The organism is Shewanella marisflavi, assembly GCF_002215585.1.
Lineage (GTDB): Bacteria > Pseudomonadota > Gammaproteobacteria > Enterobacterales > Shewanellaceae > Shewanella > Shewanella marisflavi.
In genome coordinates this window covers 3177860-3200635 of the sequence record NZ_CP022272.1, presented here as the reverse complement: position 1 = coordinate 3200635, position 22776 = coordinate 3177860, and the positions used below count along the sequence as shown (strand labels likewise).

At 49.4% G+C, this 22776-nt stretch carries 24 protein-coding genes; 21 read left to right on the top strand and 3 right to left on the bottom strand.

Features of this window, described 5'->3' with window-relative positions:
* The first annotated feature begins 16 nt into the window (after positions 1-16).
* The 7 genes from CFF01_RS14215 (at position 17) to CFF01_RS14185 (ending at position 5269) form a co-directional block, all read left to right on the top strand.
* Complete coding sequence (locus tag CFF01_RS14215; RefSeq protein WP_088905224.1) at positions 17-811, top strand: sulfite exporter TauE/SafE family protein; 795 nt, start codon at positions 17-19, stop codon at positions 809-811.
* A 76-nt stretch (positions 812-887) separates the two neighbouring features.
* Positions 888-1739, top strand: coding sequence for a thymidylate synthase (locus CFF01_RS14210; protein ID WP_088905223.1), 852 nt, complete (start codon positions 888-890; stop codon positions 1737-1739).
* A 308-nt stretch (positions 1740-2047) separates the two neighbouring features.
* Complete coding sequence (gene nhaA / locus CFF01_RS14205) at positions 2048-3223, top strand: Na+/H+ antiporter NhaA (RefSeq protein ID WP_088905222.1); 1176 nt, start codon at positions 2048-2050, stop codon at positions 3221-3223.
* Positions 3220-3603, top strand: coding sequence for a hypothetical protein (locus tag CFF01_RS14200; RefSeq protein ID WP_033539772.1), 384 nt, complete (start codon positions 3220-3222; stop codon positions 3601-3603). The genes nhaA and CFF01_RS14200 overlap by 4 nt, the downstream gene beginning before the upstream one ends.
* Before the next feature lie 22 nt (positions 3604-3625).
* The gene (gene nhaR / locus CFF01_RS14195; protein ID WP_033539773.1) at positions 3626-4534 is read left to right on the top strand and encodes a transcriptional activator NhaR; all 909 of its coding nucleotides are present in this window, start codon (positions 3626-3628) and stop codon (positions 4532-4534) included.
* Positions 4535-4611: 77 nt separating this feature from the next.
* Positions 4612-4851 carry an FAD assembly factor SdhE gene (locus CFF01_RS14190; protein ID WP_033539774.1) on the top strand — a complete coding sequence of 80 codons (240 nt, stop codon included), beginning with the start codon at positions 4612-4614 and terminating at the stop codon, positions 4849-4851.
* Positions 4832-5269 carry a protein YgfX gene (locus tag CFF01_RS14185; protein WP_088905221.1) on the top strand — a complete coding sequence of 146 codons (438 nt, stop codon included), beginning with the start codon at positions 4832-4834 and terminating at the stop codon, positions 5267-5269. Before CFF01_RS14190 ends, CFF01_RS14185 begins: the two co-directional genes overlap by 20 nt.
* Before the next feature lie 6 nt (positions 5270-5275).
* Here the strand turns inward: CFF01_RS14185 and nadB are convergent, their stop codons facing one another.
* The gene (gene nadB, locus CFF01_RS14180; protein ID WP_033539776.1) at positions 5276-6889 is read right to left on the bottom strand and encodes an L-aspartate oxidase; all 1614 of its coding nucleotides are present in this window, start codon (positions 6887-6889) and stop codon (positions 5276-5278) included.
* A gap of 199 nt (positions 6890-7088) precedes the next feature.
* Between nadB and rpoE the strand changes: the two genes are divergently transcribed.
* The 12 genes from rpoE (at position 7089) to CFF01_RS14120 (ending at position 17319) form a co-directional block, all read left to right on the top strand.
* Complete coding sequence (gene rpoE / locus CFF01_RS14175) at positions 7089-7667, top strand: RNA polymerase sigma factor RpoE (protein WP_033539777.1); 579 nt, start codon at positions 7089-7091, stop codon at positions 7665-7667.
* 39 nt (positions 7668-7706) lie between these two features.
* Entirely contained in the window at positions 7707-8312 is a 606-nt protein-coding gene (locus tag CFF01_RS14170; protein WP_033539778.1) for a sigma-E factor negative regulatory protein, read from the top strand.
* 64 nt (positions 8313-8376) lie between these two features.
* Positions 8377-9309 carry a MucB/RseB C-terminal domain-containing protein gene (locus CFF01_RS14165; RefSeq protein WP_088905220.1) on the top strand — a complete coding sequence of 311 codons (933 nt, stop codon included), beginning with the start codon at positions 8377-8379 and terminating at the stop codon, positions 9307-9309.
* A gap of 7 nt (positions 9310-9316) precedes the next feature.
* Positions 9317-9793 (top strand): SoxR reducing system RseC family protein, encoded by a 477-nt coding sequence (locus CFF01_RS14160; RefSeq protein ID WP_088905219.1) that lies wholly within the window; start codon positions 9317-9319, stop codon positions 9791-9793.
* Positions 9794-9901: 108 nt separating this feature from the next.
* The gene (gene lepA / locus CFF01_RS14155) at positions 9902-11692 is read left to right on the top strand and encodes a translation elongation factor 4 (RefSeq protein WP_088905218.1); all 1791 of its coding nucleotides are present in this window, start codon (positions 9902-9904) and stop codon (positions 11690-11692) included.
* Between the two features lie 144 nt (positions 11693-11836).
* The gene (gene lepB / locus CFF01_RS14150) at positions 11837-12754 is read left to right on the top strand and encodes a signal peptidase I (protein WP_088905217.1); all 918 of its coding nucleotides are present in this window, start codon (positions 11837-11839) and stop codon (positions 12752-12754) included.
* Positions 12755-13432: a ribonuclease III gene (rnc, locus tag CFF01_RS14145; protein ID WP_033539783.1), complete on the top strand. Its 678-nt coding sequence runs from the start codon at positions 12755-12757 to the stop codon at positions 13430-13432.
* Positions 13429-14415 carry a GTPase Era gene (gene era, locus CFF01_RS14140; RefSeq protein ID WP_033539784.1) on the top strand — a complete coding sequence of 329 codons (987 nt, stop codon included), beginning with the start codon at positions 13429-13431 and terminating at the stop codon, positions 14413-14415. The genes rnc and era overlap by 4 nt, the downstream gene beginning before the upstream one ends.
* 90 nt (positions 14416-14505) lie before the next feature.
* Entirely contained in the window at positions 14506-15201 is a 696-nt protein-coding gene (gene recO / locus CFF01_RS14135) for a DNA repair protein RecO (protein ID WP_088905216.1), read from the top strand.
* A gap of 128 nt (positions 15202-15329) precedes the next feature.
* The gene (gene pdxJ / locus CFF01_RS14130) at positions 15330-16067 is read left to right on the top strand and encodes a pyridoxine 5'-phosphate synthase (protein ID WP_033539786.1); all 738 of its coding nucleotides are present in this window, start codon (positions 15330-15332) and stop codon (positions 16065-16067) included.
* 45 nt (positions 16068-16112) lie between these two features.
* Positions 16113-16514: a holo-ACP synthase gene (gene acpS / locus CFF01_RS14125; RefSeq protein ID WP_088905215.1), complete on the top strand. Its 402-nt coding sequence runs from the start codon at positions 16113-16115 to the stop codon at positions 16512-16514.
* A 265-nt stretch (positions 16515-16779) separates the two neighbouring features.
* Positions 16780-17319, top strand: coding sequence for an Mpo1 family 2-hydroxy fatty acid dioxygenase (locus tag CFF01_RS14120; RefSeq protein ID WP_088905214.1), 540 nt, complete (start codon positions 16780-16782; stop codon positions 17317-17319).
* Positions 17320-17391: 72 nt separating this feature from the next.
* On the opposite strand, the gene CFF01_RS14115 is transcribed toward CFF01_RS14120, so the two are convergent.
* Both CFF01_RS14115 and CFF01_RS14110 read right to left on the bottom strand, forming a co-directional pair.
* Entirely contained in the window at positions 17392-18675 is a 1284-nt protein-coding gene (locus CFF01_RS14115; RefSeq protein WP_088905213.1) for an HlyC/CorC family transporter, read from the bottom strand.
* Positions 18676-18825: 150 nt separating this feature from the next.
* Entirely contained in the window at positions 18826-19614 is a 789-nt protein-coding gene (locus CFF01_RS14110) for a cytochrome C assembly family protein (protein WP_088905212.1), read from the bottom strand.
* Between the two features lie 294 nt (positions 19615-19908).
* Here CFF01_RS14110 and ffh point away from each other — a divergent pair, with 294 nt between their 5' ends.
* Complete coding sequence (gene ffh, locus CFF01_RS14105; RefSeq protein WP_033539791.1) at positions 19909-21282, top strand: signal recognition particle protein; 1374 nt, start codon at positions 19909-19911, stop codon at positions 21280-21282.
* 272 nt (positions 21283-21554) lie between these two features.
* Positions 21555-22775: an efflux RND transporter periplasmic adaptor subunit gene (locus CFF01_RS14100; RefSeq protein WP_088905211.1), complete on the top strand. Its 1221-nt coding sequence runs from the start codon at positions 21555-21557 to the stop codon at positions 22773-22775.
* Position 22776: the final 1 nt, after the last annotated feature.

Below are 22776 nucleotides of genomic sequence, written 5' to 3'. Positions count from 1 at the left end.
TCGCGATAGAGGTTTCATGTTCACCATAGTTGTTAGCTGCATTGCTTTAGGTGCCTTTATTGGCTTTATGGCAGGTCTGTTAGGCATAGGGGGCGGTGTGATCGCTGTGCCTGTACTGCTGTTTTTGTTACCTAAGGCGGGCGTGGTACCCGAGCATCTGACCCATGTGGCGATAGCAACCTCCCTGGCGGCGATTATTTTAACCTCACTCTCCTCAGCCAGGGCACATCATAGCCGTGGTAATATTCCCTGGCATTTACTGACTATTATGTTGCCGGGTTTTATCATTGGTGCTCTGTCGGCAGGCTTTATCTCTTCACTCTTTTCCGCCGAGTTGCTTAAGCAGATATTTGCTGGTTTCTTGGTGCTTATGGCTGTGCAGATGGTTTTTCCCGTTAAGGCTACAGAGGTCGAGTGCTCCTTACCCCCAGCGCCCTACTTATTCCTTGCGGCCTGTATTATTGCAGTGATTGCGGCGCTGATGGGGATTGGTGGTGGCATCTTATTGATCCCTTTCCTGACTTGGGCTGGCGTGCAGATGCGCCATGCTATCGGCTTTTCATCGGTCACAGGTCTGATGATCGCGTTGTTTGGTAGCCTGAGTTATGTCTTTGCTGGCTGGGCGACCCAAGGCCTGCCTGAGTACACCTTAGGGTATATCTATTTGCCGGCTTTGCTGGGCATAGTCTGCACCTCAATGTTGACGGCGCCCTTGGGGGCGAAAGCTGCCAGTATTTGGCCGACGGCAAGACTGAAAAAGATCTTCGCCGTCATGTTATTCTTTACGGGAATCAAGATAGCCCTGACCTAATCGGCAAATGGGAAAGGATGAATAAGCAGTGGGCGTCTTGCGCGCACTTATAAGTAACAATAAAAAGTAGGACAAGATGAAACAGTATTTGGCGTTATGTGAGCGAATCATCAATGAGGGCGTTTGGGTCGAGAACGAACGTACGGGCAAGCGCTGCTTAACCGTGATTAACGCCGATCTGGAATATAATGTGGCCGGTAATGAGTTTCCCTTGATCACCACACGCAAAAGCTTTTGGAAAGGGGCTATCGCTGAGCTTTTGGGTTATCTCAGAGGTTATGACAACGCCGCTGATTTTAGAAAGTTAGGTGCCAAGACTTGGGATGCTAACGCTAACGAAAATACCGCTTGGCTTAACAATCCCCACCGTAAAGGTCATGATGATATGGGCCGGGTCTATGGGGTTCAGGGCAGAGCTTGGGCGAAACCTGATGGCGGCACAGTGGATCAGCTTCGAAAAATTATCGATAACCTCTCCAGGGGAATAGATGATCGCGGCGAGATCTTAAGCTTTTATAATCCTGGTGAATTCCATATGGGCTGTCTGCGCCCTTGTATGCACACCCATAACTTTTCCTTGCTAGGTGACACTCTCTATCTCAATAGTTTCCAGCGCTCATGCGATGTCCCGCTTGGACTTAACTTTAATCAGGTGCAGGTGTTTGCCCTGTTGGCCATTGTCGCTCAGATCACTGGCCATAAACCGGGTAAGGCTTACCACAAGATAGTCAACGCTCATATTTACGAAGATCAGTTGCCTTTAATGCAAGAAGTGCAGCTCAAGCGTCAGCCCTTCCCATCCCCTCAGCTACATATCAATCCTGATATCAAGTCGCTCGAAGATCTTGAAACCTGGGTCACTATGGATGATTTCGAAGTGACAGGTTACCAGCATCATGACGCGATCCAGTACCCTTTCTCTGTATAACCTTCAGTCATAAGACTGAGGAATTTCTGAGGTAAAGCTCCAGCGGCGGATTATCGTCACTGGAGCTTTATTAATTTATTCTGCATAAAAAAACCTCTATTTATCGAGTATATGCCTGTATGTGTTGTCACATAAAGGTTTAGGCTTGGTGAACAAGCTGTCAAATTGCATCACGTTGATTAGTCTCGATAGAGAGTCTACACTTGATACTTCGGAATTACCGATGTTTAATGCTGATGCAAACGATTATTCAGTTAGGTTGCATTCCGCTAGACTCGATCCATTAAGTGTTTTTTGGAGTTTAATTTATGGAAAAGGCGATTAGAAATTTTCTAAGCCAAGAATCAGCTGGCGGCATCCTCTTGATGGCCGCAGTGCTACTAGCCATGATCATGGCCAACTCTCCCTTGTCTGGTTTGTACCAGGGTTTCTTGCATACAGAAATGCAGGTGAGAGTCGGTAGCCTAGATATCGATAAGACTCTCATTCATTGGATTAATGATGGCTTGATGGCCCTGTTCTTTATGCTGATCGGCTTGGAAGTGAAGCGTGAACTGCTTGAAGGTGCATTGTCGAGCCGTGAGCAGGCGTCTCTGCCCACTTTTGCTGCCATCGGTGGCATGATCTTTCCGGCGGCGATCTATCTCATCTTTAACTATTCCGACCCCATCACTCAGGTGGGCTGGGCGATTCCTGCTGCAACAGATATTGCCTTTGCATTGGGTATCATGGCCCTGTTGGGTAGCCGAGTGCCGGTAGCGCTTAAGGTCTTTCTGCTTGCGTTAGCCATTATCGATGACTTAGGCGTGGTGGTGATCATTGCCATGTTCTACAGCACAGATTTGTCGACCATCAGCCTGGTGGTGGCAGCGCTGGCGATAGTGATTCTGGTTGGGCTCAACCGTAAGGGGGTCACCTCATTGGCGCCTTATGGCGTAGTGGGCCTGATCCTGTGGATTGCCGTGCTCAAATCTGGGGTCCATGCGACTTTGGCGGGCGTTATTATTGCTTTCTGTATTCCACTGCGGGCGAAAGACGGTAGCTCACCCTCTGAAAATTTAGAGCATAGTCTGCACCCTTGGAGCACCTTTGTGATCTTGCCTATCTTTGCCTTTGCCAATGCGGGCGTGGATCTGTCGGGTATGAGTTTAGGGGATCTGCTATCGCCTGTACCAGTAGGGATTGCCTTGGGACTCTTGCTTGGTAAGCCGCTTGGAGTACTGCTATTTAGTTTTGTGGCCGTGAAGCTCAAACTTGCCGCACTGCCAGATGGTATGGGCTGGCGTCATATTGCGCCCGTAGCCGTAATGTGTGGTATCGGTTTTACCATGTCGATGTTTATCTCGTCCCTGGCCTTTATCGGTGAAGGTGAAGCCTATGGCGATTTAGCAAGATTGGGCATATTGACAGGATCTATCGCGTCGGCGGTAATAGGGTATTTTTGGTTATCTAAAGTGCTGCCAGAGAAAGGAGAAAAATCATGAAAAAAATCGTCGTGACACTCATGCTCTCGTTGGGATTAGCTGGGGGCGCCTCGGCTAGCCAACTGGCCGCCTGTAATCAGGATATCAATAGCGAGTCTTGTCAGCACTACCTTGAAGGGGTGGTTGACGGTGCGCTGATGTATAAGCCCAATGCTATGGGGAAAAGAGTCGAGAGTAATGGTTATGAGTCTCGCGCTCTTAAGTATCGCAGTGGTAAACGCTTCGAAGAAGCAAATCGTACCTATTGTGAGAGCCGTCTACCAGAGAGGGAAACCTTGGTACAGGGACTCGCTGAGGCGTTTGAGATGGGCAAAATCGATTCTGTCGATTCCCTCAGCGAAGTGATGTACGACCTGATGGATTGCCAGCGTCTGAAATAGGACGGGAGATTCGCAAACCTTGATGTCCCATCTTAATTACAACCATCTCTACTATTTTTGGATGGTGCACAAAAAAGGCTCGGTGGCTAAGGCCGCCGAGACCTTATGTTTGACCCCGCAGACGGTAACTGGGCAGATCCGCGTATTGGAGCAGCGTCTCAACGGCACGCTATTTAAGCGGGTAGGGCGTAACCTTGAGCCCACTGAGCTGGGTGAGCTGGTATTCCGTTATGCGGACAAGATGTTTAGTCTGAGTTATGAGATGTTAGATATCCTTAACTATCAAAAGGATAATAACATCTTGTTTGAGGTAGGCATCGCCGATGCCTTGTCTAAGGCGTTGGCCAGCCGCGTGTTACTTTCTGTTGTCCCCAGCGATGGCTCTATGCACCTGGCTTGCTATGAGGCAACCCACGAGAGCCTGATGGAACGCCTAAGAGCCCATAAGCTGGATATGATCTTGTCCGACTGTGCCGGCGAGTCACTCAAATATCCCGAGATCTTATCTAAGAAGCTCGGGGAGTGCGGCGTGGCATTTTTCTCATCGACTACTTATGAACAACCCTTTCCCGCTTGTCTGGAGCAGGGCAAGCTGTTGATCCCGGGCAAACGTACTTCGCTTGGCCAGCAGCTGCACCATTGGTTTGATGAGAATGGCCTGGATGTGACCATTCTTGGAGAGTTCGATGATGCTGCCATGATGAAAGCCTTCGGTTTCTTTAAGAAGGGGATCTTTGTGGCGCCCTCCATCTATAAGCAAGATATTCTCGCCCATGATATTCATCTTTTAGGGGAAACTAATGATATTAAAGAGGTTTATCATGTTATGTTTGCCGAGCGGATGATTCAGCATCCGGCGGTGAAATCATTGCTGGAAACCGATTTTAGTGATCTGTTTGCCGGTAAAGATCTTGAGGTGGAACGCTTATAAAAACGGTGTGAAGCCGTTAGCCTAACTGGTACACTATTGCCAATTAAAAATAAGGGAGTAGTTGTGTGTCAGAGCCAATGAACATTGCCAGAGTAAGATGGGCGTGCCGACGCGGCATGTTAGAGCTTGATGTATTGTTTCAACCCTTTGTTGAAACGCAATATGAGCATCTTTCTAATGATGACAAAGCTGTTTTTGTTCGTTTGTTAGAGTGTGAAGATCCCGAGTTGTTTGCCTGGTTTATGGGTCATGAAGTGTGTCCCGATCCTCTGCTTGCCGATATGGTCGTAAAAGTTCGTGGCCGGGCGGCGCCATAAGTTTGACCTTGTCGCTTCATTTGATCAGCGACTCTCGCTGATATGTTTTGCGGCCGTTTGTCTAAGTTCATTCTTGGTCTGGCCGCCAATTTCCCTTCTCTGGTTTGTTATTATCAAATACGCCCTGCTATCGGCAGTGGTCGGTTTCTTTGTTTATCAATTTTGGATACTCAAACACTGGTCATTTGGCTTCTGGCTGGATGAGTCCGGTAAGATTGGGCTGGATGAAAAGTCACAAGGCGCTGCGCAAACAGAAAACTGTGTGGCTCTGTATTATCGGCGGGTGTGGGTGAGTCCTTTTGCCGTACTCTTTTGGCTCTGTAGTGATGACAATAAGCGTTTGGTGATTCTGTGGCGGGATATGTTTGACGACACAGGCTATCGGCACCTGTGTCGTCTATTGCTCAGATTTGGTTAACTTAGGTTATTGCTCTGGGAGCAATATGGTAGGTAGCGGGTTATTGCCCTTATTCGGGTAATCGATATTGTAGTGCAGCCCACGGCTCTCTTTACGTTCCATGGCGCAGCGAATGATCAGCTCGGCAACCTGAACCAGATTACGCAGTTCGAGTAAGTTATTGCTCACCTTGAAGTTGCTGTAATACTCCTGGATCTCCTGCTGTAGCATGGCGCAGCGACGCAGCGCGCGCTCAAGGCGTTTATCTGAGCGTACGATCCCCACATAGTCCCACATGAAAAGACGCAGTTCATGCCAGTTGTGGGCAATCACCACCTCTTCATCTGAGTTGGATACTTTACTCTCATCCCAGGCGGGCAGCGCACCCGGCATAGGGATTTTAGTCAGTTGGCTCTCGATATCTTCGGCTGCGGCGCGGGCGAATACTAAACATTCCAGTAGTGAGTTACTGGCGAGGCGGTTGGCGCCATGCAGACCAGTATAAGCCACTTCACCTATGGCATAGAGGCCATTGAGATCGGTTTGGCCGTGGAGATCTGTCATCACGCCCCCACAGGTATAGTGAGCGGCAGGTACGACAGGGATAGGATCTTTAGTGATATCTATACCCAGCTCTAGACAACGTTTGTAGATAGTCGGGAAATGTTTGATCACAAAGTCAGCGGGTTTATGGGTGATATCCAGATAGACACAATCGGCGCCCAGACGCTTCATCTCATAGTCGATGGCACGAGCCACGATATCACGAGGGGCGAGTTCGCCACGCTCGTCGAAGTCGGGCATAAAGCGGGTGCCGTCCGGGCGTTTCAAATAGGCCCCTTCGCCCCTAAGCGCTTCCGTCAATAGGAAGTTGCGCGCATCGGCGTGGTAGAGACAAGTCGGATGGAACTGGTTGAACTCCATATTGGCCACACGGCAACCCGAGCGCCAGGCCATGGCAATACCGTCACCCGAAGCGATATCAGGATTTGAGGTGTATTGGTATACCTTTGAGCTACCACCTGTGGCCAGGGCAACAAAGCGTGCCTTGACGGTTTCCACATGTTCTTCGTCGCGGTTCCATACATAAGCACCAAGAACACGGTTGCCGGGTCGTTTGAGTTTGCGGGTGGTGATCAGGTCAATGGCGTTGTAGCGCTCCAGTACCTTGATATTGGGGTGGGTGAGCGCGCGCTCTTGCAGCGTAACTTGTACCTCTTTGCCTGTGGCATCGGCCGCGTGCAAGATACGCCTATGGCTATGGCCTCCTTCACGGGTTAAATGGTACGGCGCCTTGCTTTTATCACCGTCGGCGGTCTCTTCCTTATCGAAGGCGACACCGCAATGGATCAGCCATTCCATAGAGCTCTTGGCGTTTTCGGCGGTGAAGGTCACAACTTCTTCGTCGCATAACCCCGCCCCGGCAATCAGGGTATCGGTCACGTGAGATTCGATGGTATCCTCTTCATCGAATACTGAGGCGATACCACCCTGTGCATAATAGGTGGAGCCTTCGCTGAGTGGACCTTTGGAGAGTAAGATAACGTTTGATTTTTCAGCCAGATGTAATGCTAAAGTCAAACCAGCAGCCCCGCTGCCGATAACCAAAACGTCAGATTGATGTTCAACTACTTGTTTCATCAGGTATCATGGTAAGTTATGCGAGTATTGTCTATGGTAAACCAAGACGGAATTTATGGATACAGATCTCGCGGTAGAAAATAAATTTGGATATCGCAATTTTTTTTAGAACTTTTTCGGTGTGGGCTAGTCTACATATGTGAATATGATTCGAGCGACTGAGAAATCAGCATTTTAGATTTAGGAGTAGTCGGCTCGGATGAGTGGACAGATAAGTGATCAACAACTCGTTGAGCGAGTGCAGCAAGGAGACAAAAACGCTTTTAACCTGCTGGTACAGAAATACCAGAGCAAAGTCATTAATCTGATTGCCCGTTATGTGCGGAATCAGGCGGATGTGGCGGATGTGGCACAGGAAGCCTTTATTAAAGCTTATCGTGCGCTGCCTAACTTTAGGGGTGAGAGTGCGTTTTACACTTGGTTGTATCGCATCGCGGTGAATACCGCGAAAAATCATTTAGTGGCACAGGGCAGGCGAGCGCCTGCCAATGATGTCGATGCAGAAGAAGCCGAATACTATGACGGCAGTGATGCGCTAAAGGAGTTCGCCTCCCCAGAGCGTCTTATGTTGTCAGATGAGATTCAGAAAGTGGTTTTCGATACGCTCGATACCTTGCCGGAAGAATTGAAGATGGCCATCTCTTTACGTGAACTCGATGGGATGAGTTATGAAGAGATTGCCAATGTGATGGAGTGCCCTGTGGGTACTGTGCGTTCTCGTATTTTTAGAGCGCGTGAAGCCATCGACAAGAAGTTGCAGCCTTTGCTGGAACGATAAAGCATTTAACTCGATACACTAAATTTATATGGGTGATAAATGGATAAATTAGGTCAGGAATGGGTCTCCGCTGCCGTTGACGGTGAAGTCGACGAGCAGGTATTGGCTGAATTGGCAGCCGATACGGATTCGCATGAAAAGTGGCGTGATTATCACATGATAGGTGATGCAATGCGTGGTGAGTTGCCAGCTGCGATCAATTTAGATCTCAGTGCCAATATCGCTGCGGCTATCGAGCATGAGCCTAGTATCCTGGTGCCTAAGCGTGTCGATACGCCTGAAGTCGCGCCCCAAAGTCAGTTTGCCAAGGTGGTCCCGCTATTTAAGCAGTTTGGTCAGTATGCCATTGCGGCCAGTGTGGCACTGGTAGCCGTGATTGGTGTACAAAATTATAATCAGACTGGTATCGAAGATGCGGCGCCTATGCCGGTACTCAATACCCGTCCTTTGATTGGTAGCGCATCACCGGTGAGTTTGCAGACGGGCCCTGTGCAGCAAAATCAAAGCTATACCAATGAGCGTGTGATGGAGCAGCGTCATCGCATTAACACCTATATTCAAGATCATATGCTGCAACAAAGATTGAACAACAGTGCCAATATAGACGACAATGGTGAGATGACACCGATCCCGGTTAATCACTAAAAGCTTTTTATACTGGTCACACTGTTACCCTATATGTGTAGATTAGTATGGTTAAGGAGTTAGCTTGCGTCTTATTTGGTTGGCCCTGTTAGTCCTGGTTTTTCCTGTCAGCGCGCAGGAAGAACTGTCCGCTAAGGCTTGGCTTGAAAATATGAGCCTTGCCTTGAAAGGGCAAGAATTCAAGATGTCCTTGATCCACCTTCAAGCGGATCACATTCGTCCCCTGGTTTATATTCACGGTATGGTCGATGACCAAGAGGTGGCTTTTCTCGAACACCTTAATGGTCCGCCGAAAAATGCCGTGCGTGTCGGTAATACCGTCACCTTTATCGAACATGACCAACCCGCCTATAGCGTGAGAGCTGATCGTATCCAAGGGGTATTACCTCCCGCCTTTGCTGGCTCTATCTCCAACCTGGAAGCTGGGTATCAGTTTGTGCTCGGCGGTCGTTCGCGACTTGCAGGGCGCCCCAGTCAGTTGGTGCGAATTATTCCTAATGATGACCATAGATACGGTTATCAGGTGTGGCTGGATATGGATACCTATCTGCCTCTACGTTATGACATGCTCAATCTTGAGAAGCAGTTACTCGAGCAGATACTGGTCGTAGAGCTGATTGTGCTAGATGACGCGCCAGCGATTTTGCATGAAGCCTATAAGCAGGATTGGCCCGAGATCATGCCGCAGCCCCAGAGGGAACAGGCCGATAACTGGCAATTCACTTGGTTGCCCCAAGGTTTTAAGATCTTGGTGAAGGATAATCACAGGCTGATTGGTAGCCATGAGGCGGTGGAGTACATTGCCCTAAGCGATGGTTTAGTCAATATCTCAGTGTATGTGGCCAGAGCCGGTGATACCGCGCTGCCCGATGAGTTGATGACACGTAACGGTTTGTCCTTAGCAACTGAAAGGGTGGGTAACGCCGAAGTCGTTGCTGTGGGCAAGGTGCCTGCAGAGACACTAAGCCGTATCGCAAAAAGCATCACTATAGAGTGATCTGATTATGATGGAAGAAACCGCCACAGTGATCAGGTGCCCGGGCGATGGCTGGGTTACTGTTGAAGTGAAAGTTAAAAATGCCTGTAATCATTGTGATAACAATGAGAGTTGTGGAACTTCTGCCGTATCCAAGGCTTTTTCTCCTAAAGTGCAGCGATTCTCGCTGCCCAGTAATACCCAATATGAAGCGGGTGAACTGCTTAAGCTTGGCCTGCCTGAAAGCGTGATCTTAAAGGCCGCTGCTATCGTCTATCTAATGCCGCTGGCGGGTTTATTTATCGGCGCAGGCATAGGCCATTTTATGGCGCAAAGTCTGGATCTCGCTGGCAATGATATACCGGCCATTATCACAGGTATTCTCGGGGCTGTTAGTGCCTGGATGGTCGGGCGCCGCTGGGCCAAGGCCATAGAGATAAACAGTCAACCTGTTATCATCTCCCGTCTGGGGCACCCCCTTAGCAAGGTGTCTTCAGTCAGCTAGTCTATTATTTTCACCGTCTGAATGATTCCAATTGGTATTAGGTTGTCGATCGGGTACAATTCGGCACTTTTAGATAATTTTCAATTTCGAGTTTAGTCATTTCGCACAATGAAGCATATTAGAAACTTTTCGATTATTGCCCATATTGATCACGGCAAATCAACCCTTTCTGACCGTCTTATTCAAGAGTGCGGTGGCTTGTCTGACCGCGAGATGGCGGCGCAAGTATTGGACTCAATGGATCTCGAGCGTGAGCGCGGTATTACCATTAAAGCCCAGAGTGTGACACTCGACTATAAAGCCAAAGATGGTGAAACCTACCAGCTTAACTTCATCGATACTCCTGGTCACGTGGACTTCTCCTATGAAGTTTCGCGTTCACTGGCGGCTTGTGAAGGCGCCTTGTTAGTGGTCGATGCCGGGCAAGGTGTTGAGGCACAGACGCTGGCAAACTGCTATACCGCTCTCGAAATGGATCTCGACGTGGTTCCTGTACTCAACAAGATAGATCTACCTCAGGCCGACCCAGAGCGAGTCGCTGAAGAGATTGAAGATATTGTAGGTATCGAGGCCACTGACGCGGTGCGCTGTTCGGCGAAGACGGGTCTTGGTATTAGCGATGTGCTGGAAACGATTGTTGCGCAGATCCCGCCACCAAAAGGCGATCCTGATGCGCCGCTGCAGGCATTGATTATCGATTCTTGGTTTGACAGTTACCTGGGCGTGGTTTCTTTGGTGCGCATCAAGAACGGCATGCTTAAGAAGGGTGACAAGTTTAAGGTGATGTCGACCGGCCAAACCCATACAGCCGATCGCGTCGGTATTTTCACGCCTAAGCAGACAGATACGACTCAGCTGAATACGGGTGAAGTGGGCTTCGTGATTGCGGGCATCAAAGAGATCCACGGCGCGCCAGTGGGCGATACTTTGACGCTGGCCAAGAATGGCGCTGACAAGCCTCTTCCTGGTTTTAAGAAGGTGAAGCCTCAGGTATATGCGGGCGTATTCCCTATCTCGACCGACGATTATGAAAATTTCCGTGATGCGCTCAACAAGCTGAGTCTTAATGATGCGTCGCTCTTCTTCGAGCCAGAAACCTCATCGGCACTGGGCTTTGGTTTCCGTATCGGTTACCTCGGCCTACTGCACATGGAGATCATTCAGGAGCGTCTGGAACGCGAATATAACCTGGATCTGATCACGACAGCACCTACGGTAGTTTATGAGGTAGTGACCACTAAGGGCGAGACAATCTATGTCGATAACCCATCGGATCTTCCACCGATGAATAATATCGAAGAGATGCGCGAGCCTATCGTGGAGACTAATATCCTGGTACCGAAAGAATACCTGGGTAATGTGATCACCCTTTGTGTCGAGAAACGTGGTGTACAGACCAACATGGTCTACCACGGCAATCAGGTGGCAATCACCTATGATATGCCGATGGCCGAAGTGGTGATGGACTTCTTTGATCGTCTGAAATCAACCAGTCGTGGTTATGCGTCGCTGGAATACAACTTTAAGCGTTTCGAGGCCGCCGACATGGTGCGTCTGGATGTGTTGATTAACGGCGATCGCGTCGATGCCCTAGCGATGATTCTGCATAAGGCTAACGTGCGTTACCAAGGTTTGGCCTTGGTCAACAAGATGAAAGAGCTTATTCCTAGACAGATGTTTGATATCGCAATTCAGGCCGCCGTTGGCAGTCAGATCATTGCCCGTTCTTCAGTGAAAGCACTGCGTAAAGACGTAACCGCTAAGTGTTATGGTGGTGACGTGTCGCGTAAGAAGAAGCTGCTGCAGAAGCAGAAAGAGGGTAAGAAGCGTATGAAGCAGGTGGGTAATGTTGAAGTGCCTCAAGAGGCCTTCCTGGCAGTGCTCAAGCTCAACGAGTAATCACTTTTTAGTTAATAATTGTTAATAGTGATCGATAATGAGCGCCGCGGTTTGCGGCGCTTTGTTTGTTACAGTATAAATGGGCTATTGACCTGCTCCCTAGGCAGGTACCGACAATCTCATTTCGCAGGAGTTAGTTAGCGTATGGCAGCTTATTTTTCCCTTATTTTGGTCTTGGTGACACTGGGCAGTGGCTTGATCTGGATGTTTGATGCCCTGGTGTTAGCGCCGAAGCGCCAACAGAAGCTGGCGATAGCTCAGGCCGCTAATCAGGAGATCAGTGAAGAGAGTGCTGAAAAAATCGTGCGTGAATCCGCCATAGTGGAAACCTCGCGCTCTATTTTTCCAGTTATCGCTTTCGTGTTGATCTTACGCTCTTTTCTTTATGAGCCGTTTCAAATTCCCTCAGGTTCTATGATGCCAACCCTGTTGGTGGGTGACTTTATCCTGGTAGAGAAGTTTAGCTATGGGCTAAAAGATCCTGTGTGGCGCAGCAAACTGGTAGAAACAGGAAAGCCTGAGCGCGGCGATGTGGCGGTATTTAAATATCCGGAAAATCCACAAATTGACTATATCAAGCGTGTCATCGGCCTGCCGGGCGACCGCATCGTCTATCGTAACAAGGACCTCTATATTCAAAAAGCCTGCCCAGAGGGACAGAGTGAATGTCCAAAGCTTGAGAAGATAGCGCGCGTTGGGGTCAATCAGGGAGAGTTCACCCAAGATAATATTCCACTGCTACGTTACAAGGAGCAGTTAGGGAATGTGACCCACGATATTTTGATCAACCCAGGGCGCGGTGAGCCAACCTCTTACTACTTCCGTGAAGGTAATCTGGCAGTGGGTGAGTTTGTGGTGCCAGAGGGACAATATTTCATGATGGGCGACAACCGCGATAATAGTACCGACTCGCGCTTCTGGGGCTTTGTGCCTGAAGCTAACCTTGTTGGCAAGGCGGTAGCGATCTGGATTAGTTTTGAATTTGAGCGTAAGCCATCGGACTTTTTGCCCACTTGGGTACCGACAGGTGTACGTTTTAACCGTGTAGGCGGAATTGTGTAGATGGAACCCATTAAAAATCTGCCGCGTTTGGGTAGAACCTTAGGTTATCAGTTTCAGCAAATTGCCCTGTTAGAGCAGGCGCTGACCCACAGGAGTGCGGCCAGCAAGCATAATGAAAGACTTGAGTTTTTAGGTGACTCGATTCTCTCAATCGTGATCTCAGATGCCTTGTATCAACAGTTTCCCAAGGCGACCGAAGGCGATCTCAGCCGCATGCGTGCCACGCTTGTGTGTGGCAAGATGCTGGCAGAGATCGCCAAAGAGTTTAAGCTTGGCGACTATCTTAAGTTAGGCCCTGGCGAACTTAAGAGTGGCGGATTCCGCCGTGAATCTATTCTGGCCGATGCCATGGAAGCCATTATCGGCGCCATCTATCTTGATGCTGATATCGAGGCTTGTCGCACTTTAGTACTAAACTGGTATAAGAGCCGCTTGGCGGTGATAGAGCCGGTGAATCAGAAAGATCCAAAGACCCTGCTGCAGGAGCACCTGCAGGGATTTAAACAGCCACTACCTGTATACAAGGTGGTGAATATTAGCGGCGAAGCCCACGCGCAAACCTTTACCGTGGAATGCAAAGTGGAGCAGTTGAAAGAGGCCGTTGTTGGCGTGGCAAATTCCCGCAGAAAGGCAGAACAGATTGCCGCGGCAGAAGTATTGGAGCGTATTAAATCATGAGCGATAAACCCGAACAGGCGCAAGAGCCCAGTTTAGATGAACTCTTGGCTCGAATGAACCAAGGGGCCAGTGGCACTCAATATGAAGTGACCTACTGCGGCATGGTGGCGATCGTTGGTCGTCCCAATGTGGGTAAGTCGACACTGCTGAATAAGTTGTTAGGCCAAAAGATTTCGATCACCTCCAAGAAACCGCAGACCACGCGTCACCGCATCATGGGGATCCATACCGATGGGCCGCGTCAGGTGGTGTTTATCGACACCCCAGGACTGCATATCGAAGAAAAACGCGCCATCAACCGCCTGATGAACCGCGCCGCGTCCAGCTCCCTGGCCGAGGTTAGTTTGGTGGTGTTTGTGGTCGATGGTCTTAACTGGACCGCGGACGATGAGATGGTGCTGAAGAAGCTCCAAAGCCGTGATGATGGTCGTAAGACGATTCTGGCGATCAACAAGGTGGATAACATCAAGGATAAGGAAGCGCTGTTTCCGCATCTGCAGAGCTTAGCTGCTAAATTTGAATTTGATGAGATTCTGCCTATTTCGGCTACCCATGGCACCAATGTGCAGCGCATCATGGATCTCGCGCTCGAGTCTGTGCCTGAGTCACCTCATTTCTTCCCGGAAGATTATGTGACCGACAGATCGCAGAAATTCATGGCATCTGAGATCGTGCGTGAGAAGCTGATGCGCTTCTTAGGGGATGAACTGCCTTATGATGCCACGGTGGAGATCGAGCAGTTTAAGATGATGGAAAATGGCGTCTATCAGATCAATGCTCTGATTCTGGTTGAACGTGAGACCCAAAAACGCATGGTGATCGGTAACAAGGGTGAGCGCATCCGTACCATAGCCACCCAGGCCCGCCTGGATATGGAGGTCTTATTCGATAATAAGGTGTTCCTCGAGGTATGGGTTAAGGTCAAGTCCGGCTGGGCGGATGATGAGCGTGCCCTGCGCTCACTGGGTTATGGCGAAAGCTAGGCCGGCAGGATAAGATTGAGCCGAGATGATGAAAGTGAGTACTTTTGTCATCTCGGCTTTTTTATGAGTATCGATTAAGGAAAAGGATACATGCAAAGGGGGTATGTACTACACACCCGCCCTTACAGGGAGTCGAGTGTGCTGGTTAATCTATTGGTGGATGGCCTCGGCCGGGTCGATGCCGTGGCGCGCCTTGGCAGCGGTAAATCGTCCATCAAGAGCATACTGCAACCTTTTCAGCCCCTATTGTTTCAACTGTCGGGTCGAAGCAGTCTTAAGAGCCTGTACCAGGTGGAAGCGGCCAGTCCGGCCGTGCCCTTAAGTGGCAGCGACAGCTTTGCTGGTCTCTATCTTAACGAGTTGATGGTACGCTGTCTGTCGGTTGAACATGGCGCCGAGCAGTTTTTCTTTACCTATCACAAGACGCTGATGGCCATGGCGGCAAGCTTTAGCGAGGCCCAGCTCAGACAGTTTGAGTTAGCACTACTTAAAGAGCTTGGGGTGATGCCTTCCCTGACCCGGGATATCGATGGTAGCCCTATCGAAGCCGATTACTATTATCGCCTGCTGTCTGAGGAGGGCTTTAGTACGGCGCTTGGCCCTAAGCCTAACCATTTTAGTGGCAAGATGCTGCTGGCGCTGGAGCAAGATAAGCTAGTCGCAGACCAATTTAAGCAGGCTAAGCTGTTGATGCGGCAGCTGCTGGCGCCGCTGTTAGGAGACAAGCCACTCAAGTCCCGGGCACTGTTTTTAAAGGGTAACCGTCCATCTCGCTACAGTAAGTAACGCTGCAGTCGCGGTGAGGGCGTAGACTTGAGTATTTTCATTTGGTGTTTTCCTTGTGGCCTTCCCTTAAGCTTGAGTAAAATAGGCACAAAATTCAAATCGCTAAACTCTACACTTAAGGAATCTCCATGAGCCGCATTCATCTAGGCGTTAATATTGATCACATTGCTACCTTACGTCAGGCCCGTGGGACCAGCTATCCAGATCCCGTACATGCTGCAGCCGTTGCCGAGCATGCGGGCGCCGAAGGCATTACCGTGCATCTGCGTGAAGACAGACGTCATATCTGCGACCGCGATATCTATCTGTTGGCTAAGACCATCAAGACGCGCATGAATTTCGAGATGGCGGTGACCGAGGAGATGTTGGATATCGCCTGTGAGGTTAAGCCTGCCTATGTCTGTTTAGTGCCAGAGAAGCGCGAAGAGCTGACCACAGAAGGTGGTTTAGACGTAGCCGGTCAGCAGGAGAAGATCCGCGCCGCAGTTGAGCGTTTGACCGCCCTTGGCATCAAGGTATCGCTGTTTATCGACGCCGATCCCGTGCAGATTGATGCAACGGTCGCCGTGGGCGCCCCAGTTATCGAGCTTCACACAGGTTGCTATGCCGATGCCGAGACAGATGCAGAGCAGGCAAAAGAGCTGGCGCGTATCACAGAGATGGCCACCTATGCCCATGGTAAAGGCTTAGTGGTTAACGCGGGTCATGGTCTGCACTATCACAATGTTAAGCCTATCGCGGCAATTCCTGAGCTCTATGAGCTTAATATTGGCCACGCCATTATTGCCCGCGCCGCTATCGACGGTTTAGATAAGGCCGTTCGCGACATGAAGCAGTTGATGGTCGAAGGCCGTAGCGGTCAGTAGTGTAAAGGCATGCGCCCTTATTGGGCGCGTGTTGAAGGAGAACTTATGATCGTAGGCTTAGGGACTGATATCGTCGAGATCGCGCGTATCGTCAACAAGGTGCCCGAGGCGGGTGATGAGTTAGCCTTGGCTAAATGTCCACTGGCCAAGCGAGTGCTGACCCAGACTGAGATGGCGATATTTGTTGCCTCCGCGCAGCCTGGGCGCTACCTGGCCAAACGCTTCGCCGCTAAGGAAGCTGCCGCCAAGGCATTGGGTACCGGAATAGGGCGCGGCGTCTCATTTCAACATATTGCCATCAGTAACGATGCCAACGGCGCTCCTTCAATCACCTTTAGCGATGGTGCGGCAGATAGGCTCACAACACTTGGCGGTGCGCGCGCACATATCTCCATTGCCGATGAAAAGCATTATGCTACGGCAACCGTGATCCTGGAATCCTGCTAAGGCAGGATGCTACCCCCACCTTTTTTGTTTGAAATCTTCTTTCGGATTGGCGCGAGTACTCGGCTTGAGTGCTCTAGCGTGTTTGAGTCTTATACTCCTGATTTATAAAAACTTATGCTGCTTTTGTTTTAGGCTGGTATCTGTTGATGAAATGTTTTAGCTTAGGTTGAATCAGACAAGCGTTGTGCTTCATCCCTTGAGTCTTAATGGCCTGGTTGGGAAGAGTTGATGGAACGCTAAAAGCCATAAGATAATGGAGCTAACCATGAAATCTGCGATTGAGCAGTTATCCACCTATAAGAGCGTTCACCTCAATCCCACTAATATTAAGACGCATTTTGTGGGGATACCGCTGATCATCTGGGCGGCTTTTGTGATGTTAAACAGCATACCTGTGACCTTTTTTACCCATGAACCATCGGGTCTGGTATTTAATGTGGCTGGGCTGTTTACCGTTTTTGTCTTGCTCTATTATTTCATCTTGCATGCGAGACTCGCCCTTGGGTTGATGTTGTTTATTCTTCCTGTGCTCTACACCTCCTATTTAGTGTCACTGCAGGATCAGGCTTGGCCTATCGCCATTAGTATCTTCGTGATTGGCTGGATCTTTCAGCTTATTGGCCACAAGTATGAGAAAGCTAAGCCGGCCTTTATCGACGACTTGAACCAGCTGCTTATTGGCCCCTTTTTCCTGATGGCTGAGCTCTATTTTATGCTAGGGCTGGAGAAGGAGCTGGACAAGGCGATAACGCCTCTGGCGATAGAGAAGCGCCGCGCCTTAACCCATGCCAGTAAGGGCGGCTAATAACAGTGTTCATATAAGTGATAATAAGCAAAAAGGCGCTTTAGAGCGCCTTTTTTTGTGAGTGGTGGAACACTATTTTCGACTGCCCTTGGGCGCCTTGTAGTGCTGGGGTATCACCCGTACCGTCTTGACCATATTATCTGCAACCTCTACCACCTCGAGCGGATAGCCACACAGACGCATCGAAGTATTGGGCTCGGGGATCTCTTCCAGATATTCTAAGATTAGCCCGTTAAGTGTCTTAGGTCCGTCGATAGGGAAATGCCACTCCATCTCCTTGTTCAGATCACGGATGTTGATGGTGGCGTCAATCAAAAAGCTGCCGTCTTGCTGCTTGTTGATATCTTCGCTGGGTGTGGTGATCATCGAAGTGGTAAAGTCGCCGACGATCTCTTCCAGAATATCTTCCAGTGTCACCAGCCCCTGAATATCGCCATATTCATCCACTACTAGACCGATGCGCTCCTTATTGTGCTGAAAGTTAGCCAGCTGCACGTTAAGGGGCGTTCCTTCTGGAATAAAGTAGATCTCTTTTACTGCCCTTAGCAGTGAGGACTTACTGAATTGCTGCTTAGATTGCAGTCGCAGCGCATCTCTTAAGTGCACAAAGCCTACCGCATCATCTATGTTGTCGCGGTATAGCAATACCCGGGTATGGGGACTCTGAATCACCTGTCTATTGATGCGGCTAAAGTCATCGTTAATGTTGATGGCGTAGAGATCCGAGCGGGGGATCATGATGTCTTCGACCGTGACCTTTTCCAGATCCATGATAGACAGCAACATCTCCTGGTGGCGCTGAGGGATCAGGGCGCCCGCTTCGTGCACCACAGTGCGCAGCTCCTCCTGACTCAGGGCATCATCGGCCTTCACCGAACGAATTCCCAGTAAGCGCAGGAAAGTGGAGGTAATAAAGTTAACGATTTTCACCAGAGGTGATAGCACGACCAATAGCGCCTTGAGCAGTATGCTCGAAGGAAAAGCGATGCGTTCAGGATGCAAGGCCGCCACGGTTTTCGGCGTCACTTCGGCAAACACCAGCACCACTAAGGTAAGCACACCAGTGGCAATGGCGACCCCCAGATCGCCAAATAAGCGTATACCTAAGATGGTGGCAATGGCCGAGGCGAGAATATTCACCAGGTTGTTGCCGATCAGAATTAAACCTATCAAACGGTCAGGACGCTCTAACAGCTTGATGGCTCGCTTGGCGCCCTTGTGCCCGCTATTAGCCAGATGCCGTAAGCGATAGCGGTTGAGCGACATCATGGCGGTTTCTGAGCCAGAGAAGTAGGCGGAGATAATAATGAGTACAAATAGAAGTATTAGAAGTACGCTGGTGGATATAGCTTCCAATCAGTGGCCCCACTTTGGCGTTGATGAGTAAGAATAGCGTTAAGGCATAAGTAAATACAGCGGTTTGGACAAAGAGTCAAGTTCACCTGGGTAGCACTTTAGTCAATACTGACCCAGATGAATGTTAGTACTTAGCCTCTGCTGGGCTCACTATTGCAGGATTAACTCTTTAACGATACGGGCGCCGAAATAGGCGAGAGAGAGCAGAGTCGCTCCTATCAAGGTGTAGGCGACCGCGGTGCGGATCTTACAGCCTACCCAGTATTGTTGGCCCAACATGGCGATATAGGTAAACCAAGCCATGATAGAGAGAATAGCCTTATGGCCTTGGCCATTGGCAAACATATCGTCCAGGAAGATAAAGCCAGTTGCCAGCGATAGGCTTAACAGCACCACACCGATAATCACCAGATGATACAGCTGTTTTTCAACTGTCATTAGTGGGGGAATTGCCGGGCTGAGCATCAACTGTTTCTTTTTCAGCTTGTTTTGGATCATCGCCAGTTGAATGGCGTACAAGGCAGCAATCATCAGTGCACTGTATGCCATCAGCGACAGCACCACGTGGGCAAGGACTTCAGGATAGAGTTCGAAGTGGGTGATATATTCGGGCGGTAGTAGCCACAGCAAGGCGACAGAGATCACCGAGCAGGCATAGACAACCGGCACGACCACAATGACCTTAAGACGGAACATCAAAATGGTAAAGGTGAAGGAGATAATCCAGTTCACCATGGAGATCACATTGGTCAGGCTAAAGTTTTGACCGTTACCGGTAAAGATGGCCTGATACAGTGCGGCGGCATGAAGTACCACGGCCACAGCGGCAACGGCCGCGACGGCTTTACGGTTAGGGCCATCAGCATGAAACAGTCGACTGACCACTAAGACGAGCGCGATACTGTAAAATAGAATGGCAGAAGCCGAAAAAATCACCATCGAAAATTAACCTACCGTTATGTTAGCTTTCTTGTTGTAAAACGGCTCGCACTAAGCGGCCGAGTTTGTCTCGTTAGTTGATTGTTAGAATAACACGATGGAGACTATTTTGGGCAGAGGCTTTACACACAAAAATTAGCACTTTCTGAGCGTTACTCCTAAGTTTTGACATTTTCTTGCCTGCAAAATAGTGCGATGTCCCAGCCATAACTTACGCAGTGCGGTAGCATAATATCTGTGCATCGCTATAATACGCCCCAATCATGTAAATTCTAACCGGTAAAGAACGCGATAATGTTTGAGAACCTAACCGACAGATTATCACGAACCCTGAAGAACATCAGTGGCCGTGGTCGCTTAACTGAAGACAATATTAAAGAAACGTTACGCGAAGTGCGCATGGCGCTACTGGAAGCAGACGTCGCTTTGCCCGTTGTACGAGCCTTCGTCAACAGCGTCAAGGAACGTGCCGTCGGCCAGGAAGTCTCTAAAAGTCTGAGTCCTGGCCAGGCCTTTATCAAAATAGTCCAGAGTGAACTGGAAAACGCCATGGGCGAAGCCAACGAGGCATTAAACCTCTCGGCGCAGCCACCCGCGGTGATCATGATGGCGGGCCTGCAAGGTGCGGGTAAGACCACCAGTGTCGCCAAGCTATCTAAGTTCCTACGCGAAAGAGAGAAAAAATCGGTACTCGTGGTTAGTGCCGACGTTTATCGCCCCGCGGCGATAAAACAGCTGGAAACCTTGGCCGCCGAAGTCGAAGTTGAATTTTTCCCATCGGATGTTAGCCAGAAGCCTATCGATATCGTTAACGCAGCCATGGCTCACGCCAAGCTCAAGTTTATCGATGTGGTGATTGTCGATACCGCAGGTCGCCTGCATGTCGATGAAAGCATGATGGATGAGATCAAGGCATTACACGCCGCCGTTAAGCCTATCGAAACCCTGTTTGTGGTCGATGCCATGACAGGTCAGGATGCGGCCAATACCGCCAAGGCCTTTAATGAGGCGTTGCCACTGACTGGTGTGGTGTTGACTAAGGTCGACGGTGATGCCCGCGGTGGTGCGGCCTTGTCGATTCGTCATATCACTGGCAAGCCAATTAAGTTTTTAGGTGTCGGCGAGAAGACCGATGCGTTAGAGCCTTTCCATCCGGATCGTGTTGCTTCACGAATTCTTGGCATGGGCGATGTCCTCTCTTTGATCGAAGAGGTCGAACGCGGCGTCGACAAAGAGAAGGCGATGAAGCTGGCCTCTAAGGTCAAGAAGGGCGGCAGCTTTGACTTAGAAGATTTCCGCGAGCAACTGCAACAGATGAAAAACATGGGCGGCATGATGAATATGCTGGAGAAGCTACCCGGTGTGGGTCAGTTGCCGCCAGAAGCCTTGGCTCAGGTGCAAGATGGTAAGCTAACCGGGCAAATGGAGGCTATTATTAACTCTATGACGCCTGCTGAGCGTAAGCGCCCTGATATTATCAAAGGGTCTCGCAAGCGTCGTATCGCCATGGGCTCGGGCACTCAGATCCAGGATGTGAACCGCTTGCTCAAGCAATTTACCCAGATGCAGAAGATGATGAAGAAAATGTCGGGTAAAGGTGGCATGAAGAAGATGATGCGCGGCATGAGTGGCATGCTGCCTCCAGGCATGAAGATGCCTGGCCGTTAATTAAGTCTTTTTAAAATTCGCAAATCATAAAGCTCAAGCAATACGCTTGAGCTTTTTTTTGCGATGTCGAAGAAAGCTGCAACTGAGGTTATTGACTGATTTTATGGTTTTTTATCTTGCTGCTATTTGGTTGTTCTCTTGATGTTGTTGGATGTTAGCATTTACACTTATTCCTGCACACCACATCGTATTAACGTTGCTCATTGATTCGTTGAGTTTGAAATGGGCAGCCTTGTGCTGCGTGGTACGATTGATTAATTTAGGACATATTCATGATTAGAATAGTTTTTCCGGCAAAACACTTAGTCGTTGTCATTGTGGCATTAATTTCTTTAGTTGGCTGCGAGAAGACTGAGCCGAAAATCATTCCTAAGTTAGTTGTTGTTGAGAAAGTCAGTTCAACCAATGTGCCACTTTATGGCAACTACATTGGCGTGACACAAGCATCACTTGATGTAGAGGTTAGGGCACGTATTGATGGTTTTGTTGAAGAAAAAAGCTTCATCGAAGGTAGTGCGGTAAAAAAAGGTGCAGTGTTATATCGCATTGACAATCGACCTTATTTGGCAGTGGTAAATCGTTTAAAAGCCAATGTCGAATCACAGCAATCAGCTTTGGATAAAGCCAAGCGTGATGTGGACCGTTTAAGGCCTTTGTATGAGCAAGATGCTGCTAGTCAGCTCGATTTTGATAATGCGTTATCAGTGTTATCCCAAGCTAAATCAAGTCTTGCGGCAAGTATGGCTGAGTTGGAAGAAGCTCAGTTGGAGCTGAGTTATACAGAGATTAAATCGCCGATATCTGGTTTAGTTAGCCGTTCAGAGGTTGATATAGGTGCACTCGTTGGCAGTAATGGTCAATCTTTGCTTACTCGGGTAAAGCAAGTTAACCCCATCTATGTCACCTTCAATATGTCGGCTTTAGATTACCTTAATGCCCGTCGTCGCATGACGAGTTACTCTGACAAGAAAGAAGCCGAGACCGAAGGTAAAGCCGTCGAAGGTTTTGTGGCTATTACCTTACCCGACAATAGTGCTTACCCATATTTGGGGGATGTGCGCTTTACCGACCCGTCAGTTAATCCTGAAACGGGTACCTTTCAAGTAAGGGCTGAGCTACCCAATCCCAATAAAGAGCTGCTACCAGGTCAATATACCAATGTACGGATCAAGCTTGATGAGATAGATGACGCCGTAGTGATCCCACAAAAGGCTACCCAGGTCGAACAGGGCGGGGTATATGTCATGGTGGTGCAACCTGATAATAAGGTCGAGCGGCGTTTTATCGTGATAGAGCACCAGGGTAAGATGGGGGTAGTGGTTAAGAGTGGTTTACGCGCGGGTGAATTGGTGATTGTTGAAGGTATGCACCGCGTTCGTCACGGTCAACTGGCTGAGCCATTAACTCAACAAGAATATCAACAGCGCGAAGATCGAGCTCAAAAAGAACAGGCGCTTAAGCAGCAAGCGTTAGAACAAGAACAGGAGCAGTAAC

Bases quoted from the DNA above. Each gene is read 5' to 3' on its own strand.
- era (WP_033539784.1), top strand. From the start codon at position 13,429: ATGAGCGATAAACCCGAACAGGCGCAAGAGCCCAGTTTAGATGAACTC.
- rpoE (WP_033539777.1), top strand. From the start codon at position 7,089: ATGAGTGGACAGATAAGTGATCAACAACTCGTTGAGCGAGTGCAGCAA.
- ffh (WP_033539791.1), top strand. From the start codon at position 19,909: ATGTTTGAGAACCTAACCGACAGATTATCACGAACCCTGAAGAACATC.
- nadB (WP_033539776.1), bottom strand. From the start codon at position 6,889: ATGAAACAAGTAGTTGAACATCAATCTGACGTTTTGGTTATCGGCAGC.
- CFF01_RS14170 (WP_033539778.1), top strand. From the start codon at position 7,707: ATGGATAAATTAGGTCAGGAATGGGTCTCCGCTGCCGTTGACGGTGAA.
- nhaA (WP_088905222.1), top strand. From the start codon at position 2,048: ATGGAAAAGGCGATTAGAAATTTTCTAAGCCAAGAATCAGCTGGCGGC.
- lepA (WP_088905218.1), top strand. From the start codon at position 9,902: ATGAAGCATATTAGAAACTTTTCGATTATTGCCCATATTGATCACGGC.
- CFF01_RS14100 (WP_088905211.1), top strand. From the start codon at position 21,555: ATGATTAGAATAGTTTTTCCGGCAAAACACTTAGTCGTTGTCATTGTG.
- lepB (WP_088905217.1), top strand. From the start codon at position 11,837: ATGGCAGCTTATTTTTCCCTTATTTTGGTCTTGGTGACACTGGGCAGT.
- CFF01_RS14210 (WP_088905223.1), top strand. From the start codon at position 888: ATGAAACAGTATTTGGCGTTATGTGAGCGAATCATCAATGAGGGCGTT.
- CFF01_RS14120 (WP_088905214.1), top strand. From the start codon at position 16,780: ATGAAATCTGCGATTGAGCAGTTATCCACCTATAAGAGCGTTCACCTC.
- CFF01_RS14200 (WP_033539772.1), top strand. From the start codon at position 3,220: ATGAAAAAAATCGTCGTGACACTCATGCTCTCGTTGGGATTAGCTGGG.
- acpS (WP_088905215.1), top strand. From the start codon at position 16,113: ATGATCGTAGGCTTAGGGACTGATATCGTCGAGATCGCGCGTATCGTC.
- nhaR (WP_033539773.1), top strand. From the start codon at position 3,626: ATGTCCCATCTTAATTACAACCATCTCTACTATTTTTGGATGGTGCAC.
- pdxJ (WP_033539786.1), top strand. From the start codon at position 15,330: ATGAGCCGCATTCATCTAGGCGTTAATATTGATCACATTGCTACCTTA.
- CFF01_RS14160 (WP_088905219.1), top strand. From the start codon at position 9,317: ATGATGGAAGAAACCGCCACAGTGATCAGGTGCCCGGGCGATGGCTGG.
- rnc (WP_033539783.1), top strand. From the start codon at position 12,755: ATGGAACCCATTAAAAATCTGCCGCGTTTGGGTAGAACCTTAGGTTAT.
- recO (WP_088905216.1), top strand. From the start codon at position 14,506: ATGCAAAGGGGGTATGTACTACACACCCGCCCTTACAGGGAGTCGAGT.
- CFF01_RS14110 (WP_088905212.1), bottom strand. From the start codon at position 19,614: ATGGTGATTTTTTCGGCTTCTGCCATTCTATTTTACAGTATCGCGCTC.
- CFF01_RS14190 (WP_033539774.1), top strand. From the start codon at position 4,612: ATGAACATTGCCAGAGTAAGATGGGCGTGCCGACGCGGCATGTTAGAG.
- CFF01_RS14215 (WP_088905224.1), top strand. From the start codon at position 17: ATGTTCACCATAGTTGTTAGCTGCATTGCTTTAGGTGCCTTTATTGGC.